Source organism: Candidatus Accumulibacter cognatus, from assembly GCF_000584975.1.
In the GTDB taxonomy this organism is placed as follows: domain Bacteria; phylum Pseudomonadota; class Gammaproteobacteria; order Burkholderiales; family Rhodocyclaceae; genus Accumulibacter; species Accumulibacter cognatus.
The window spans coordinates 1-14,154 of the sequence record NZ_JDST02000111.1 but is presented as its reverse complement, the minus strand read 5'-3'; the positions used below and the strand labels follow the sequence as shown (position 1 = coordinate 14,154).

Genomic DNA, 14,154 nt, shown 5'->3' with positions numbered 1-14,154 from the left:
GCCGGAATGATGATCCAGGCCTGACTGTCACATACGCAAGCCTGGCCGGAGCGTCATGACGGCCATGCTGTCGCCCTCATTACCAGGGTCGCGAGCCGTACATGTATCTCCCCTCCCCACTTATGGGGGAGAGGTTGGTGGAGAGGGAAACGGTCATGACTTTCAGGATCGGGGATTCCTGGAAAGGTCATGACCGTTAGCGATAAACTCGGTACAACGCGATCGTTGCTGACCACAGCCACCAGAGAGCTGCCCGCGCACTCGTAGGGCGCGTCGAACAATGCGAGGGAATGACTGATGACCAAGCCAGAGAATGAAGACCCGGGCAGCCCCCCGCGCTGATCGTCAACAAAGTTTACGTGATGCGCATGCTCGAACACGAAACGCTGGAGCAGTTTGGATTCGGCGTGACCGAGGCGGACGATGGCAAGCAGGCGCTCGCCATCCTCGATGAACCGCCGCGGGATCTGGTGCTGCCCGATGTGGAGATGCCGGGGATCGATGGCTTCGAGGTCTGCCTTCTCGATTGCAAGGAGGGTTTTGGAACCGCCGCCTTCACCTCGGAGAGTAAGTTTCTTGGCAATAGCATGGCTTCAGTCCTGCCGAGCGATGAGGCCAACACGATCCAACAGGTTCTCGACCTGACCTTACTCGCGCGCCTGAGCAACAGTATGGTGGCACGGCTGTTTATTGATCTGGACGATTTCAATCGCGTCAACGATACCTTTGGTTGGGGGATTGGCTGCGCGGCGGCGTGGTGACGCCACACGTGGCGATCAAGGTGTCGGCGTGCCAGTTACAGGAATCGCGACCGCGATCATCGCCATGGCGCGTAGCCTCGATCTTCACGTGATCACCGACGGCATCGAAACCCGCGAACATCTTCAGTTCCTCCAGCAGGCGGGATGCCCGAAGCTGCCGGGCCATCTTTTCAGCCAGCTGCTGCCACCCGATGCGATGCAAATTCTTCGGCGCGACGGCAGCATCAGTCTTCTATCGAAACTAGACACGAAGTGCGTTACAGTTCCTGTTCGTTCCGGACAAGACCAACATTGCGAAGCAACAATGAGATATCACCACAGCAGCACGCAGAGCGCCGAGTGTCTGCGTTTGGCCGTCAAGCACATGACTCAGCAACAGGCGTCTTTTCATCCGGCGAGCTATGCCGTCTGGTACCAGGATGTGGCGGGCATCAACCCCCATCTGCCGGCGGAAGTTGATGAGTTGCTGCAGCGCAGCCGGTGGCTGGACGACGGGAACGTCTACGTCCTCTATGACCGCTACACCGCGGAATTCAGTACGGCAACCGCCCTGTGCATCGGAGAAAGTGTCAGCCACCACTTGGATCAGGTTCCCGAATCGGCCGAGCAAATGGGCCACGAGGTCTCGCGCTTCGGCGATTTGCTCGAGGGCTGGAGCGATACCCAGAGCGAGCCCGTGTCTGCTGGCGGCGAGGCCGTCATAGCGGACTTCGTCAACCGGGCAGACCGCGCGCTCTACCTGGCCAGGACGCAGGGGCGCAACCGGGTCATCCTCACCCCGCGTCCGCAGCCCGCCAACAACAGACAGATCGAGCCCCAGCCACGATGAACGACGACGAGTTGATCCGCACCCTCGCCGAGGATCGTGTCATCCCGATGGCAGGACTGCTGTCGTTGTTGATGCCTGCGAGCGCGGGTGTCGGTTTCAGCCTCAAGGGCCTGGATGGTCGTTACCGGCTGGTCAACCGGGAGATGGAACGATTGCTTGGCCAGGGTCCGGCATGTCTGGTTGGGCGATCGGAGAGCGATGTCCTGCCGACTCACCTGCTGGCACAGCTAGCCCATTGCGACCAGCGCATCCTCGACGGTGCGTCGGCATCGTACGAGGAAGTCGAGATGCCCGTCGACGGCAGGATCAGCCGTTGCCGATGGATCAACCTGTCAGTCTTCGGCACCGACCACAAGCTACAGTCGATTGCCTCGATCGTCCAAGAGACCTTCCCATCGCCGGAGATCTCGTCCATGCAGCAGACTCTCGATCGCTTGCGCCAGGCGAATCAGGAACTACAGCGAACGGTCGGCGAACTCGAACAGGTGGCCAGCACTGACAAACTCACCGGTGCTTGGAACCGGCGGCGGCTCGAGGAATGCGTGCGCAGCGAGATGGACCGCCTGAACCGATACGAACAGCCGCTGAGCCTGCTGCTTGTCGACATCGATCACTTCAAGGCCATCAATGACCAGCATGGTCATGGCGTTGGCGACCAGATCCTGCAGACCATGACCTCAATGCTGCAGAGCCGCCTGCGGGGCACGGATGCCCTCGCGCGCTGGGGCGGTGAGGAGTTCGTCGTCATTTGCCCGAACACCGGCCGGTCTACGGCGGCGCTGCTGGCCGAACGCGTGCGTGTGCAGATCGCGAGTGCCGATTTTCCGTTGATCGGGCAGCTTACCGTCAGCATCGGCGCAGCCGAATGCAACCCTGGTGACACCTGGGAAGAGTGGTTCCAACGCGCCGACGAAGCGCTCTATCGGGCAAAGACCGGTGGCCGCAACCAGGTCCAGCTCGCACCGGCAGCGGTCCGGCCCCCGGACACCCAGGGATACGTGGTTGCCAACTTCGTTCAGCTCGTTTGGCAGTCGGCGTACGAATGCGGCAACGAACTCGTCGATCGCGGTCATCGCCAGCTTTTCGCCGACGCGAACGAGCTTTTGGCGGCTATTCTCGGACAATACGAGGCAAGGCGTTTGGACCTGATTGTCGAAACGCTCACGACTGATGTTGTCCGGCACTTTGCCGACGAGGAATCGGTCATTCACGCCGCCGGCTATCCCGGCGCCGCCGAGCACGCCGTCCTGCATCGCGAACTTGTGGCGCAGGCGCGTCGTCTGCTCGACGACTATCGGGCCGGCAAACAGGGGGTCGGCGACTTGTTCCAGTTTCTTGCCTATGATGTCGTCACCCGACACATGCTGGGCGAGGACCGCAAGTTCTTCCCTTACCTGCGCACCCAGGTTGCCGCGCCCGTCAGGAACCGAGAAGCGCCGTCGCCGTGAGATCGGCGCGGGCCGGCAAGCCGCCGACACAGGGCGGCTCGTGAGGGAGCGGCGCGATCTGCCGGACAAGATCCGGTTCGCGCCGACGCCGTATCAGGATGAAGACGTGGCCGAACCTCTTGTCGGGCGCGAGCGAACTTCCGACGCCTACTTGCTCACCGCTTCCTTCGTCTTTTCGGCGGCTTCCCTGGTGGCGTCCGCCGCCTTGACGACCATCTCCTTGCCAGCCTCCTTGGTTGCCGAAAAGACCTCCTTGGTCTTGTCCTTGATGTCCGCACCGGCGCTTGCGGCACTTTCCTTGGCGGCGGCGCCTGCATCCTTGACGGCCTCCTTGGTCGCGTCGGCGGCGGCACCGACAGCCGCCCCGGCTTTCTTGGCGGCGTCCTCTGCTTTCTGCGCAGACTCCTTGGCGAGCCGCGCGGCCTCGGTCTTGGCGGCATCTTCCTTTTGACCACAGGCGGCGACAGCCATGGCAAGCAAGGCAGAAACAATGAGCGGGGGGGTCTTCATGATTTCTATCTCCAGTTCTAGCAGGGGATGGGTCGATGGGAAAGATGCTGATGGACTGACAAAACTTCACGCCACCCCCGCGGTTGTTGCCGGGGCTGGCGGCAATACTTCCAGGGCAGCCCGTCCATCCAGCGGGATCGGTCGGGTTGCCGCTTGGAGGCTCGTGCGAGCTCCGGGTCGTCAGCCGTGGCCAGCGTCAACCGCGCCATCAGCGCCTTTCCCCGTGCCAGCGCATGGCGTATCCAGTCACAGCCGATGCACGGGGTCGTACAGTCTCAAAGACCTGATGGTGGATGCCATTCTTTTTCTTTATCAAAAGCTTGAATGATAGCATGCCAAAAGAGCCCTGTCGTCAGGCAGTTTTGTCAGTCAATCAGGTCCGTCCGGGTGACTGGCCAGTTAGGCGCAGCTTTCGCGGTTGAAACGCAAGATGTCCGAGAGCATCGACCAGAACTGGGGGCGCACGAGCTTGAGCCTCTGGCCGAAAACCTTCGCCAGATGGCTGCCCGACCATTCTAGATCCAGGGTCTACAGGCCTACGGGGAAGCACCTTTCGGTTTCGACGCCATCGACTCCGAGCAGAGCGAAAAGGGTGATCATATTCGGGTAGGTCTTTTCGTTGAAAACCAGGAAACCCGTATCGACCGAATGCGTCCGGTCCCGAAGGGGTATGTCGACCGTATTGGTGTGACCGCCGAAAGACAGGCCGGCCTCGAACAAGCTCACCTGAACCGACGGCTCAACAACCAGGCGCTGGCCAGACCGGAGATGCCGGCCCTGACGATGGCAATGCGTTGTTGTTGCTGAATGGCGTCCACCATGCGTTGAATACATGTTCGTCTTTCTGTAATTTTGTCCTAGACAAATTAGACGTCTGTGGCTATCATATCTTCAGTAATAACAGTAATAAGACCTAGTCAACAATCTGTCTAGATTTTGTTGAGGACAAAAATGCATGTTCCCGATTTTGGCATCGCCGCCGTCGAACGTGACACGGGCCTTTCGAAGGACGTTCTTCGTGTCTGGGAACGCCGTTATGGTTTCCCCGCGCCATGCCGCGACGCCAACGGCGAACGCAGTTACCCGGCCGAGCAGGTCGAGCGCTTGCGCCTGATCAAACGCCTGATGGATCAGGGCCACCGGCCGGGGAAACTGATCGCGGCTGCCACGGAAGAACTGTACGGGCTTGCCGCGCGTTCTCTGGTGCCGCGTTTTGAGGAAGAGAATGGGGAAGTCGAGCAACTCGGGGCATTGCTCGCACTGATCAAACAGCGCGACAGCGCCGCTTTTCAGCAAGCCATGCAGCAGCGCCTTGCCCGCCAGGGTCTACAACATTTTGTCCAGGACTCGGTGGCGCCGTTGACCCGGCGTGTCGGCAAAGCCTGGGAGGAGGGCAGCTTCGAGATCTTCGATGAACATCTGTTTACCGAACTCACCAAGCGCCTGTTGCGCCAGGCCATTGCCACGCTTCCCGTCGGCCGGAGCAGGCCGCGCATCCTGCTGACCAGCGTACCGGACGAACAGCATGTGCTCGGCCTGCTGATGGTCGAGGCGCTATTCGCACTCGAAGGCGCCGACTGCATTCCTCTCGGGACACAGATGCCCTTGCTCGAAATCGGCCGCGCTGCCAGCGCGCACCGCGCCGACATCATTGCCCTTTCCTTCTCGATCGCTTTTCCGCAACGCCAGATTGCCGTCCTGCTGCAACAGTTGCGGATGATGCTGCCACCGGAGGCAGCCCTCTGGGCCGGGGGCGCCGGCATCCGGCGACTGGCAAAACTGGACGGTATCGATTTCCTGCCGACTTTCAACCTGGCTCTCGCAGCACTGGCCGACTGGCGCGCCACACATTCCTGAAACATGCTTTACGGATGTTTCAGGATCAGGTGGGCGATGCCGCTGCTTGCCTCCGGACAAAACGGACCAGCCCATGCGCGTCCTCGACGCGCAGCAGGCGTCCGGCATGTTCGAGTCGATTCAGGTGCGCTATTGCTTCACCCATGGCAAACATCGTCTGATGCGTATCGAGATCCCGTGAGAACAATGTCATCAATAGCTCGGCGGCGCTGCGTGGCGTGGTGCAGTGCTCTTCAAGAACCTGCAAACGCTCTTGGTGGTGTGCGTGCAGCGCATTGACCCGGTTCTCGATGCCGTAGAAGGGCAGTCCATGCGAGGGAAGGACCAGGGTCTCGGCAGGCAGTTCGCGATAGTGATCGATTGACTGCAGGTAATCGCCAAGCGAGTCGGCCAGAGGTGTGACGGCAAAGACGCTGACATTGGTCGAGATCTTCGGCAAGAGCATGTCGCCGGAGATCAACACGCCGAGTTCGGCGCAGTAGAGTGCCGCATGTTCCGGCGAATGGCCGAAACCGATGCGGACTTGCCAGTGATGTCCGCCAATGGCCATTTGGTCGCCGTCAAACAGGCGCTGGTAATGCGTCGGCAGGCTCGGTACGCCGCGATTGTAGCCACCGCTGCGACGTTCCAGTGCCGCGCAGCGATCGGCATCGAGGCCGTGCGCGCGAAATTGCCGCAACATCGGCTGATTGCCGTGGCCGCCCACCTCGTGCCAGACCGCATGCGCTGTCAGATACTCGCCTACCGTCATGCATACCGGCGCACCGGTACGCTCCTGCAACCAGGCGGCGAGACCGAGGTGATCGGGATGGAAATGCGTGACGATGATGCGTACGATTTTCCCGCCATGTGCCGTTGTGGTCAGACGGGAGAGAACGCCCTGCCAGCACTCCTTCACTGTATCGAGTGCGAAACCGGTATCGACGATGGTCCATCCGGCATCGTCTTCGAGCAGCCAGAGGTTGATGTGGTTGAGGGCGAATGGCAGCGGCATCCGCAGCCAGTGGATACCCGGAGAAACCTCGAAGGTCTCGCCAGCGGCGGGTGGGGTGGCAAAGGGGTAATCTGGCAGCATCTCGGGTGGATTGTAAAAAATGCTGAAATCTATACACTGGGCGCGCTCAGAAGCTGACTACCGCCAGCGTCGAGCTGACACCATTCTACACGTGATTCAGTTCCGTGCCGTCCTGCGCCAAAGCAACCCGGTACAAGCTACCATATTACAATTCAATTCGTGGCCATGCATAAAGCCCAGGATCCCCTCTTTGCCGAACGCGTCCGTGCCAGCTTTGCGCGGCAACAGGCCATGAACCTGATCGGCGCCCGCATGGCGGTGGTCGAGGCGGGTTACACCGAGATTCATTTGCCGTACAAACCCGAAGTCACGCAGCAGCATGGCTACATTCACGGCGGCATCGTCGGAATGATAGCCGATTCGGCGGCGGGGTACGCCGCCAACACCCTGACGGCGGCCGACACCGAGGTGTTGACCGTCGAGTACAAGCTCAACCTGCTGGCCCCGGCCGAAGGCCCCTTGTTGATTGCCGAAGGATCGGTGGTCCGTTACGGCCGAACACTGATCGTGACCCGTGCCGAAGTGTTTGCCGTCAGCCATGGCAGGAAGAACCTGTGTGCGCTGATGCAGCAGACCATCATGGCCGTGTACGGCAAACACCCCGCCAAAACCTGATCAAGGAGAGACAGATATGCCCTACCCGAGCCTCAGTTTTGCCCATGGCGAGACCATCGACATGCTGCGGGCGACCGTTCAGGCTTTTGCCGCTGCCGAAATCAGGCCGCGCGCAGAAGCCATCGATCGCGACAACGTCTTTCCCGCCGATCTTTGGCAGAAGCTGGGCAGCATCGGCCTGCTCGGCATCACCGCCGAGGAGGAGTACGGCGGCAGCGGCCTCGGCTATCTCGCACACATCATCGCCATGGAAGAAATCTCACGGGCTTCGGCGAGTGTAGCCCTCTCCTACGGCGCGCACTCGAATCTCTGCGTCAATCAGATTCGCCGCAATGGCAATGCCGCACAGAAAGACCGCTATCTGCCCAGACTGATTTCCGGGGAACACGTCGGGGCGCTCGCCATGTCGGAAGCCAACGCCGGTTCGGACGTGGTCAGCATGAAATTGCGCGCCGAGCACAAGGGCGACCGCTTCGTCCTCAATGGCGGCAAGATGTGGATCACCAACGGCGGGGACGCTGACACGCTGGTGGTCTACGCCAAGACCGACCTTCAGGCCGGCTCGAAAGGCATCACCGCTTTCATCGTGGAAAAAGGCATGCCGGGTTTCTCCTGCGGCGCCAAGCTCGACAAGCTCGGCATGCGCGGATCGAATACCTATCCGCTGTTTTTCGATGAATGCGAAGTGCCTGAAGAAAATGTCCTCGGCCAACTGAACGGCGGCGCGCGCGTGCTGATGAGCGGCCTCGACTACGAACGCGCCGTCCTTGCCGGTGGTCCGCTGGGAATCATGGCTGCGGTGATGGATCTGGTCCTGCCTTACATCCATGACCGCCAACAGTTCGGCCAATCGATCGGTGAATTCCAGTTGATGCAGGGCAAGATCGCCGACCTGTATACCACCTTCAACGTTTGTCGTGCTTACGTCTATGCCGTGGGCGCAGCCTGCGATCGTGGCGAAACGACGCGCAAGGATGCCGCCGGGGCCATTCTGTACGCTGCCGAAAAGGCGACCTGGATGGCCGGCGAGGCGATCCAGATCCTCGGCGGCAATGGCTACATCAATGAGTACCCAGCGGGTCGCCTTTGGCGCGATGCCAAGCTCTACGAGATTGGTGCCGGCACATCGGAAATCCGCCGCATGCTGATTGGCCGGGAGCTTTTTTCCGAAACGCTTTAATACCCTATGGACTGCCAGAAAAAATGACTTGCACGCTGCGCACCCTCAGCGCTGACGACACCACCGCCATCGAGCACGTACGTCAGTTCTTCCGAAACTATGCCGCGTGGCTCGGCGTCGACCTGTGTTTCCAGAATTTCGAAGTGGAAATGGCATCGCTACCGGGCGCCTACGCCCAGCCTGAAGGGCGCCTGTTCTATGCCGAACGCGATGGCCGGCCGGCTGGCTGCGTCGGTATCCGACCATTTTCGACGGGCCTTTGTGAACTGAAGCGGCTGTATGTCGAGCCCAGCCAGCGTAGCTTCGGCATCGGCCGCGTGCTGACAATGGCGGCGATCAAGGCGGCCAAGGAAATCGGCTACCGCAAGTTGCTGCTCGATACCCTGCCGACCATGCGCGTTGCGGTCAAGCTCTACCGCGAACTGGGTTTCAAGGAAACACCGGCCTATTACCAGACGCCACTCGAAGGCACGATGTTTCTTGCACTCGATCTCGAAAACTGGTCGGAGGAAGAAGTCGTCAACGAGAACCTCTTTCACCTGTTCGACTTCAACCGCGCCTGGTCGAGTCGCATGCAGGAGATCGATCCGGGGTACTTTCTTAAACTTTCACGCCTGCAGACACCGCAATACCTGTGGATCGGCTGCTCGGATTCGCGCGTGCCGGCCAACGAGATTGTCGGGCTGCTGCCGGGCGAGCTTTTCGTCCACCGCAACGTCGCCAACGTCGTCGTACATACCGATCTCAACTGCCTGTCGGTGATCCAGTTCGCCGTCGATGTCCTCAAGGTCAGGCACGTCATGGTCGTCGGCCACTACGGTTGCGGTGGCGTCAAGGCGGCACTCAATAGGGATCGTACCGGGCTGGTCGACATCTGGCTGCGGCATGTCCGCGACGTGCACGACAAACATCTGGCATTGGTCGATACCCTGCCGCCGGAGCGGCAACATGATCGGCTTTGCGAACTCAATGTCCTCGAACAGGTGGCGAACGTCTGCCAGACCTTCGTCATCCAGGACGCCTGGCAGCGCGCTCAGCCGGTCACCGTGCACGGCTGGATTTACGGCCTGCGCGATGGACTGATGCGTGACCTGGGGTTCACTGTGCACCGCCACGAAGACTTGCTGCCGAACTATGTCGCGGCACTCGCTGGGCTGCAGGCCTGAGTCGCAGACGCGACATACCCATGAAAAATCCTGCCATGCGCCATTCATTGACACGTCCTCGCGCCTGCCGATTCTCTCGCCCCAGCCGCGCAGCCGCGACCGCGGAAACTCTTTGACCGCCGCTGCCGAGCGGGCGCGGGCATCCCCCACGACCTACCTCAAGCTGCTCGCCACCGCCCTGGTCTGGGGGGCAACCTGGATTGCCGGCAGGGTGGCGGTCAGCGAAGCCTCGCCGCTGGCAGTGGCCAGTTGGCGCTTCCTGCTCGCGGCGCTGGTCCTCGGCATGCTGGTGGTGATCCATGAAGGCTGGCCGCGCTGGTCGTTAAAGGAGTGGTTGACGCTCGGGGCACTGGGCGCCAGCGGCATCTTTCTGTATAACCTGTGTTTCCTTTACGGTTTGAGGGTGATCGAGGCCGGGCGTGGCGCGCTGGTGGTGGCGCTGACGCCGGCGGTGGTCGCGGTCGGTGACTGGCTCCTGTTCAGAGCGCCGATGTCACCGATGAAAGCTGCCGGCATCGCGCTGGCGATGTTTGGTTGCCTGCTGGTGGTCACCAATGGTGACCCCCGTCTGCTGCTGGCCGGTGAGGTTGGTCTCGGCGAATGGCTGATAATCGGCTGCAGTGTGCTGTGGGCGGTTTATACTTTCGTCGGACGGCGCGGCACGCGCTCACTATCGCCGTTGGCGATGACCTTCGGTGCCAGTCTCACCGGCTGGGGGATGTTGACCATCGCGGCGTTGCTGCAGGGTTCGCTGTTCGTGCTGACGGAAATCACCTGGCGTGGCTTGAGCGCGATCATGTTTCTCGGGCTATTCGGTACCGCCCTCGCATTTACCTGGTACGCTGAAGCAGTGCAACGCATCGGCGCGACGCGCTCGGCGGCGTTCATCAACCTGGTCCCGGTCAGCGCCGTCATCTTCGGCACCCTGCTGCTCGACGAACGGCTCGGGGTCGTGGTTCTGTTCGGCGGTACGCTGGTCATCGCCGGCGTCGTCATTACCAATCATGCCGGCGCGCGCCTTGCGACCGGCGTCATCAGCAAGGAGAAAATCCAATGATCTTGACACAAGAACAGGAAATGATCCGCGACTCGCTGCGCGTTTTCGCGCAGGAGCGCCTGGCGCCCTTCGCTGCCGAGTGGGACCGCCATCACACCTTCCCGGCAGATGCACTGCGAGAACTTGGCGAACTCGGCGCGCTTGGCATGGTCGTTCCCGAACAATGGGGCGGTGCCGGCATGGACTACCTGTCGCTGGTGCTGGTGATCGAAGAGATCGCCGCCGGCGACGGCGCCACCTCGACGATCGTCAGCGTGCAGAACTCGCTGGCCTGCGGTATCACAATGAAGTACGGCAGCGACGAACAGAAGGAAAATTGGCTGAAGCCGCTGGCGCGCGGCGAGATGCTCGGCTGCTTCTGCCTGACCGAACCGCATACCGGCTCCGATGCCGCGGCCATCACCACCCGCGCCGACCGCGACGGCGATCATTTCGTTCTCAATGGCGTCAAGCAGTTCATTACCACCGGCAAGTACGCACAGGTAGCGATCGTCTTTGCCGTCACCGACAAGTCCGCCGGCAAGAAGGGCATCTCGTGTTTCCTGGTGCCGACCGCGACACCCGGTTACATCGTTGCCCGCATTGAGGAAAAGATGGGTCAGCGCGCTTCGGATACCGCGCAGATCCTCTTCGAGAACTGCCGGGTTCCAGCTTCCTGCCTGCTCGGCAAGGAAGGCGACGGCTACCGGATTGCCCTGTCGAACCTCGAAGCCGGCCGCATCGGCATCGCTGCCCAGTCGGTCGGGATGGCGCGTGCCGCTTTCGAAGCGGCGGTGCAATATGCCAAGGAACGCGAAACCTTCGGGAAGCCGATCATCGAGCATCAGGCGGTGAGCTTCCGTCTCGCCGACATGGCAACGCAGATCGATGCCGCCCGTCTGCTGGTCTGGCGAGCCGCAACCTTCAAGGATGCCGGCAGGCCCTGCCTCAAGGAGGCGTCGATGGCCAAGATGTTCGCCTCCGAAATGGCCGAAAAAGTCTGCTCTGACGCCATCCAGATTCTCGGCGGCTACGGCTACGTCAGCGACTTCCCGGTCGAGCGAATCTATCGCGACGTCCGTGTCTGCCAGATCTACGAAGGTGCCAATGACATCCAGCGTCTGGTGATCGGCCGCGCCGTGTCGGGTGATTAGCGATACCCGTAAATCAACGTTACCGTGCAGGAACCCGTACTGGGAATAGGCGAAGACCTTGCGCCCGATCGTCAAATGATGGCGGTCTTTATCCGGGACGGCCTAAAACGCCTTTGAGAAGAACTGTAACCTGCTGTTTTCAAGGACTCAAAAAGTCCAGTCCGCCAGGCAGCTAGGCCGGCTTGCTCTGGCTGTTGGCGGCGATCGGGGCGAGGTCCTGGATCAGTTGCAGATCGTTGTCTTGTGCGAAATGCAGTACGAAGCGGTAGGCCATGGGCTCCACCTCGTATAATCGGCCGTCTACAAAAACAGCTTTTTCGCCCTTGTAGGTCCTGGGACCGACATAGGGCGAATAGCGCATTTTCTTCTCGGCGCCAAAAGCTGACAGAACACCGCAAAGTCTTTCGGCCCAGTCGCTGGGGCGGAACCTCTTGCCTGCGATGGTCAGACCGACGATGATGAAAGAGGAGTGCGACGTAGTGGGCATATCTCGGGGGTATCTTAGCGAGGAGAACCGCGAATTTCTCTCTTGGGTTGTCGTTGGGCGCCTACCGACAGCGTCGACATCGCAATTCTAACAGAAAGACCGTGCTCTTGCCGGGTCCAGGCGGAAGTCGGCCATCGCCGATTGGCGAAAGAACTACCCGTTCGGCCACATCGCGATGCCACATCAGGCAGTGCTGACACGCGAACAGGTCAGGCCGGCACCCTGAGCATACGCCTCCAGCACCTGGTCTATGGCGCGTCTGACCGTGCCGTCCGGCAGCTCTGTGACGAGTTGAACTCTGCCGAGACACTCTTCTCACCCTCCAACCTTCGCCAAATCCGTGAAATCAGCTTGTCTGATCAGGCACCGCCCTTTCGAAGCGCTCCAGTTCATCGCGGTTGTTGATGTTCTCGAAAGCCCCGGCCTGATCATCAAAAGCCACCTCGACTACCTGTAGCATCGCGTGCCAGCGATCGACACGGCGCCCACCGCTTTCCAGGTATTCGCTCAACGAAGGCAGGACTTCACGCCGACACAGGCAGAACACCGGTTGAGGCTGGTTGAAGGTGCGAGCGACGGCAAGATCGGCGCCGCTCGTGGTCAGGGCCTGCCGCAGGCGATGAACCAGATCGCTCGGTAGGAACGGTGAATCACAGGGAGCGGTAGCCAGCAGCGAGTGCCTCGCCGCCGTCAGCGCAGCTTGCAGGCCGGCCAGCGGACCAGCGAATTCGGAGATCTGGTCGGCCAGAACGCGATGGCCGAAAACAGCGTAGCGATCACCGTTCTGATTGGCATTGATCAGTAGTTCGTCGACCTGCGGGCCGAAGCGCTCGATGACCCAGGCAACCAGTGGTCGCCCGCACAGTTCCTGCAGCCCCTTGTCCACGCCGCCCATGCGGCGACCGCGCCCACCCGCCAGAATAACGCCGGTGATGCACGCTGTTTCATCAGGAAAGTCTTTTCTCATGAGAGGGCAGCCGAAAAAATTCTGCATATAACATCATTTCCCGATAAGTTTGGGGGGATGCTGAGAGCAGCAGTTCTCATTTCAAATTCCATGGTAGCGGGTGGTGAGGGTAAGGACTGTTGGATGGGGGAAGTCAGCCGGTGTCTGGGGCGTTGGGAGCGAGGCGCTGCTGCATGAAGCGCATGAGATGATCCCAGTCATCGAACGGCAGGTACTGTAGCAAGGCGCGCAGGTGTTCGAAGAAGGTTCGGCGGGAGGGCAGCAAGCTGCGCACCTTGGGTAACGGGTGTCCATCCAGTCCAGGGCGGTATGGACCAAGTAGGCCAACAAGTTCAGCGTGGCGAACAGGTTGGCCAAGAACTGCTTGCCGTGTCCGAAGTGGTGGTCGAAATGGTCGCCCTTGGTTTTCAGAGTGTGGTTGTGCTCGTTCTCGATTTTCCACCGCGCCCGCCCGGCGGAAGCCAGCGCGGCGACGTGGTGGTCGGTGATGGCATGCGAGGTGGCCCAGGCGTTCTTGAAGAGGAGGGCCCCGCTGGCATCGGTGGTGACCAGTTCCAGCCAGTTGGCCATCACGGCCTCGTCCGTGTCACGCAAGGACACTTGATGAGCGTAGCGATAGGTGTCTGCTTCTTGCCGACGCGTCGCACCTGTACGACGCGGCCGAGTGGGTCGTTGCGCTCGAAATCGCCGACCCACTCGTAGTAGCCTTGCTGGTACAGGGCGTCGCCCATCTCGGCCATGACCGGGTACACCGTTTCCGGCGGCACCCGATCCAGCAGATTGCGAATCTGGTGATCGCAGGGAATCTCATACACCCCGAACAGCGAAGAGGCATTGTTCCGCCCTAACTGCTTCTGCATCCTGACCTGGCTATCGAGGAAGGACGGACTTTGCGAGAAAAACACGGCGAAGGACGACAGGGCCGGCATCCTTCATCTCATAGCGCCAGGCGTTGCTCTGCTGACGCCCGTCCGGCAAACCCCGGAATGCCTCCCGAACCTTCTCGATCAAGACGACGGCAGGGCTCGGCAAGGGGATGGGGGAAACGGCAGGGCAATCGAATGAATGC

At 60.8% G+C, this 14,154-nt stretch carries 14 protein-coding genes and 1 pseudogene; 10 read left to right on the top strand and 5 right to left on the bottom strand.

Annotated elements, in window-relative coordinates:
* The first annotated feature begins 338 nt into the window (after nt 1-338).
* Genes AW06_RS18120 through AW06_RS21145 form a run of 3 tightly spaced genes read left to right on the top strand, consistent with a single transcriptional unit; the run spans nt 339 to nt 3,038 of the window.
* Entirely contained in the window at nt 339-761 is a 423-nt protein-coding gene (locus AW06_RS18120; protein WP_324546363.1) for a response regulator, read from the top strand.
* 28 nt (nt 762-789) lie between these two features.
* Nucleotides 790-1,590 carry an EAL domain-containing protein gene (locus AW06_RS18115; RefSeq protein WP_273704868.1) on the top strand — a complete coding sequence of 267 codons (801 nt, stop codon included), beginning with the start codon at nt 790-792 and terminating at the stop codon, nt 1,588-1,590.
* Nucleotides 1,587-3,038 carry a diguanylate cyclase gene (locus AW06_RS21145; RefSeq protein ID WP_138678834.1) on the top strand — a complete coding sequence of 484 codons (1,452 nt, stop codon included), beginning with the start codon at nt 1,587-1,589 and terminating at the stop codon, nt 3,036-3,038. The genes AW06_RS18115 and AW06_RS21145 overlap by 4 nt, the downstream gene beginning before the upstream one ends.
* A 147-nt stretch (nt 3,039-3,185) precedes the next feature.
* Here AW06_RS21145 and AW06_RS18105 read toward each other — a convergent pair whose 3' ends face one another.
* Nucleotides 3,186-3,548, bottom strand: a complete 363-nt coding sequence (locus AW06_RS18105; protein WP_034953100.1) for a hypothetical protein — start codon at nt 3,546-3,548, stop codon at nt 3,186-3,188.
* 648 nt (nt 3,549-4,196) lie between these two features.
* On the opposite strand from AW06_RS18105, the gene AW06_RS21140 reads away from it, so the two are divergent.
* The gene (locus tag AW06_RS21140) at nt 4,197-4,355 is read left to right on the top strand and encodes a hypothetical protein (protein ID WP_171047419.1); all 159 of its coding nucleotides are present in this window, start codon (nt 4,197-4,199) and stop codon (nt 4,353-4,355) included.
* 144 nt (nt 4,356-4,499) lie between these two features.
* Nucleotides 4,500-5,405, top strand: a complete 906-nt coding sequence (locus AW06_RS18095; RefSeq protein ID WP_034953096.1) for a MerR family transcriptional regulator — start codon at nt 4,500-4,502, stop codon at nt 5,403-5,405.
* A 25-nt stretch (nt 5,406-5,430) separates the two neighbouring features.
* On the opposite strand, the gene AW06_RS18090 is transcribed toward AW06_RS18095, so the two are convergent.
* The gene (locus tag AW06_RS18090) at nt 5,431-6,480 is read right to left on the bottom strand and encodes an MBL fold metallo-hydrolase (RefSeq protein ID WP_034953094.1); all 1,050 of its coding nucleotides are present in this window, start codon (nt 6,478-6,480) and stop codon (nt 5,431-5,433) included.
* A 165-nt stretch (nt 6,481-6,645) separates the two neighbouring features.
* On the opposite strand from AW06_RS18090, the gene AW06_RS18085 reads away from it, so the two are divergent.
* From AW06_RS18085 to AW06_RS18065, 5 genes are all read left to right on the top strand, one after another.
* On the top strand, nt 6,646-7,095 hold the full coding sequence (locus AW06_RS18085) for a PaaI family thioesterase (protein WP_034953092.1): 450 nt from the start codon (nt 6,646-6,648) through the stop codon (nt 7,093-7,095).
* A 16-nt stretch (nt 7,096-7,111) separates the two neighbouring features.
* Nucleotides 7,112-8,275 (top strand): isovaleryl-CoA dehydrogenase, encoded by a 1,164-nt coding sequence (locus AW06_RS18080; protein WP_034953090.1) that lies wholly within the window; start codon nt 7,112-7,114, stop codon nt 8,273-8,275.
* A 23-nt stretch (nt 8,276-8,298) separates the two neighbouring features.
* The gene (can, locus tag AW06_RS18075) at nt 8,299-9,441 is read left to right on the top strand and encodes a carbonate dehydratase (RefSeq protein WP_034953088.1); all 1,143 of its coding nucleotides are present in this window, start codon (nt 8,299-8,301) and stop codon (nt 9,439-9,441) included.
* Between the two features lie 112 nt (nt 9,442-9,553).
* A complete protein-coding gene (locus tag AW06_RS18070; RefSeq protein WP_034911950.1) occupies nt 9,554-10,498 on the top strand; it encodes a DMT family transporter in 945 nt (314 codons plus the stop codon).
* Nucleotides 10,495-11,631 carry an acyl-CoA dehydrogenase gene (locus AW06_RS18065; protein WP_034953086.1) on the top strand — a complete coding sequence of 379 codons (1,137 nt, stop codon included), beginning with the start codon at nt 10,495-10,497 and terminating at the stop codon, nt 11,629-11,631. Before AW06_RS18070 ends, AW06_RS18065 begins: the two co-directional genes overlap by 4 nt.
* Nucleotides 11,632-11,803: 172 nt before the next feature.
* Here the strand turns inward: AW06_RS18065 and AW06_RS18060 are convergent, their stop codons facing one another.
* The 3 genes and pseudogenes from AW06_RS18060 to AW06_RS21135 all read right to left on the bottom strand — a co-directional run.
* A complete protein-coding gene (locus AW06_RS18060; protein ID WP_034953084.1) occupies nt 11,804-12,118 on the bottom strand; it encodes a DUF3579 domain-containing protein in 315 nt (104 codons plus the stop codon).
* 346 nt (nt 12,119-12,464) lie between these two features.
* Nucleotides 12,465-13,085 carry a molybdenum cofactor guanylyltransferase MobA gene (mobA, locus tag AW06_RS18055; protein WP_034953109.1) on the bottom strand — a complete coding sequence of 207 codons (621 nt, stop codon included), beginning with the start codon at nt 13,083-13,085 and terminating at the stop codon, nt 12,465-12,467.
* Nucleotides 13,086-13,299: 214 nt separating this feature from the next.
* Nucleotides 13,300-14,096 (bottom strand): annotated as a pseudogene (locus AW06_RS21135) (hypothetical protein); the annotation flags it as partial.
* Nucleotides 14,097-14,154 lie beyond the last annotated feature (58 nt).

Excerpts from the sequence above, each read along its gene's own strand:
- AW06_RS21145 (WP_138678834.1), top strand. The coding sequence starts at position 1,587 with ATGAACGACGACGAGTTGATCCGCACCCTCGCCGAGGATCGTGTCATC.
- AW06_RS18105 (WP_034953100.1), bottom strand. The coding sequence starts at position 3,548 with ATGAAGACCCCCCCGCTCATTGTTTCTGCCTTGCTTGCCATGGCTGTC.
- AW06_RS21140 (WP_171047419.1), top strand. The coding sequence starts at position 4,197 with ATGCGTCCGGTCCCGAAGGGGTATGTCGACCGTATTGGTGTGACCGCC.
- AW06_RS18095 (WP_034953096.1), top strand. The coding sequence starts at position 4,500 with ATGCATGTTCCCGATTTTGGCATCGCCGCCGTCGAACGTGACACGGGC.
- AW06_RS18090 (WP_034953094.1), bottom strand. The coding sequence starts at position 6,480 with ATGCTGCCAGATTACCCCTTTGCCACCCCACCCGCCGCTGGCGAGACC.
- AW06_RS18085 (WP_034953092.1), top strand. The coding sequence starts at position 6,646 with ATGCATAAAGCCCAGGATCCCCTCTTTGCCGAACGCGTCCGTGCCAGC.
- AW06_RS18080 (WP_034953090.1), top strand. The coding sequence starts at position 7,112 with ATGCCCTACCCGAGCCTCAGTTTTGCCCATGGCGAGACCATCGACATG.
- can (WP_034953088.1), top strand. The coding sequence starts at position 8,299 with ATGACTTGCACGCTGCGCACCCTCAGCGCTGACGACACCACCGCCATC.
- AW06_RS18065 (WP_034953086.1), top strand. The coding sequence starts at position 10,495 with ATGATCTTGACACAAGAACAGGAAATGATCCGCGACTCGCTGCGCGTT.
- AW06_RS18060 (WP_034953084.1), bottom strand. The coding sequence starts at position 12,118 with ATGCCCACTACGTCGCACTCCTCTTTCATCATCGTCGGTCTGACCATC.
- mobA (WP_034953109.1), bottom strand. The coding sequence starts at position 13,085 with ATGAGAAAAGACTTTCCTGATGAAACAGCGTGCATCACCGGCGTTATT.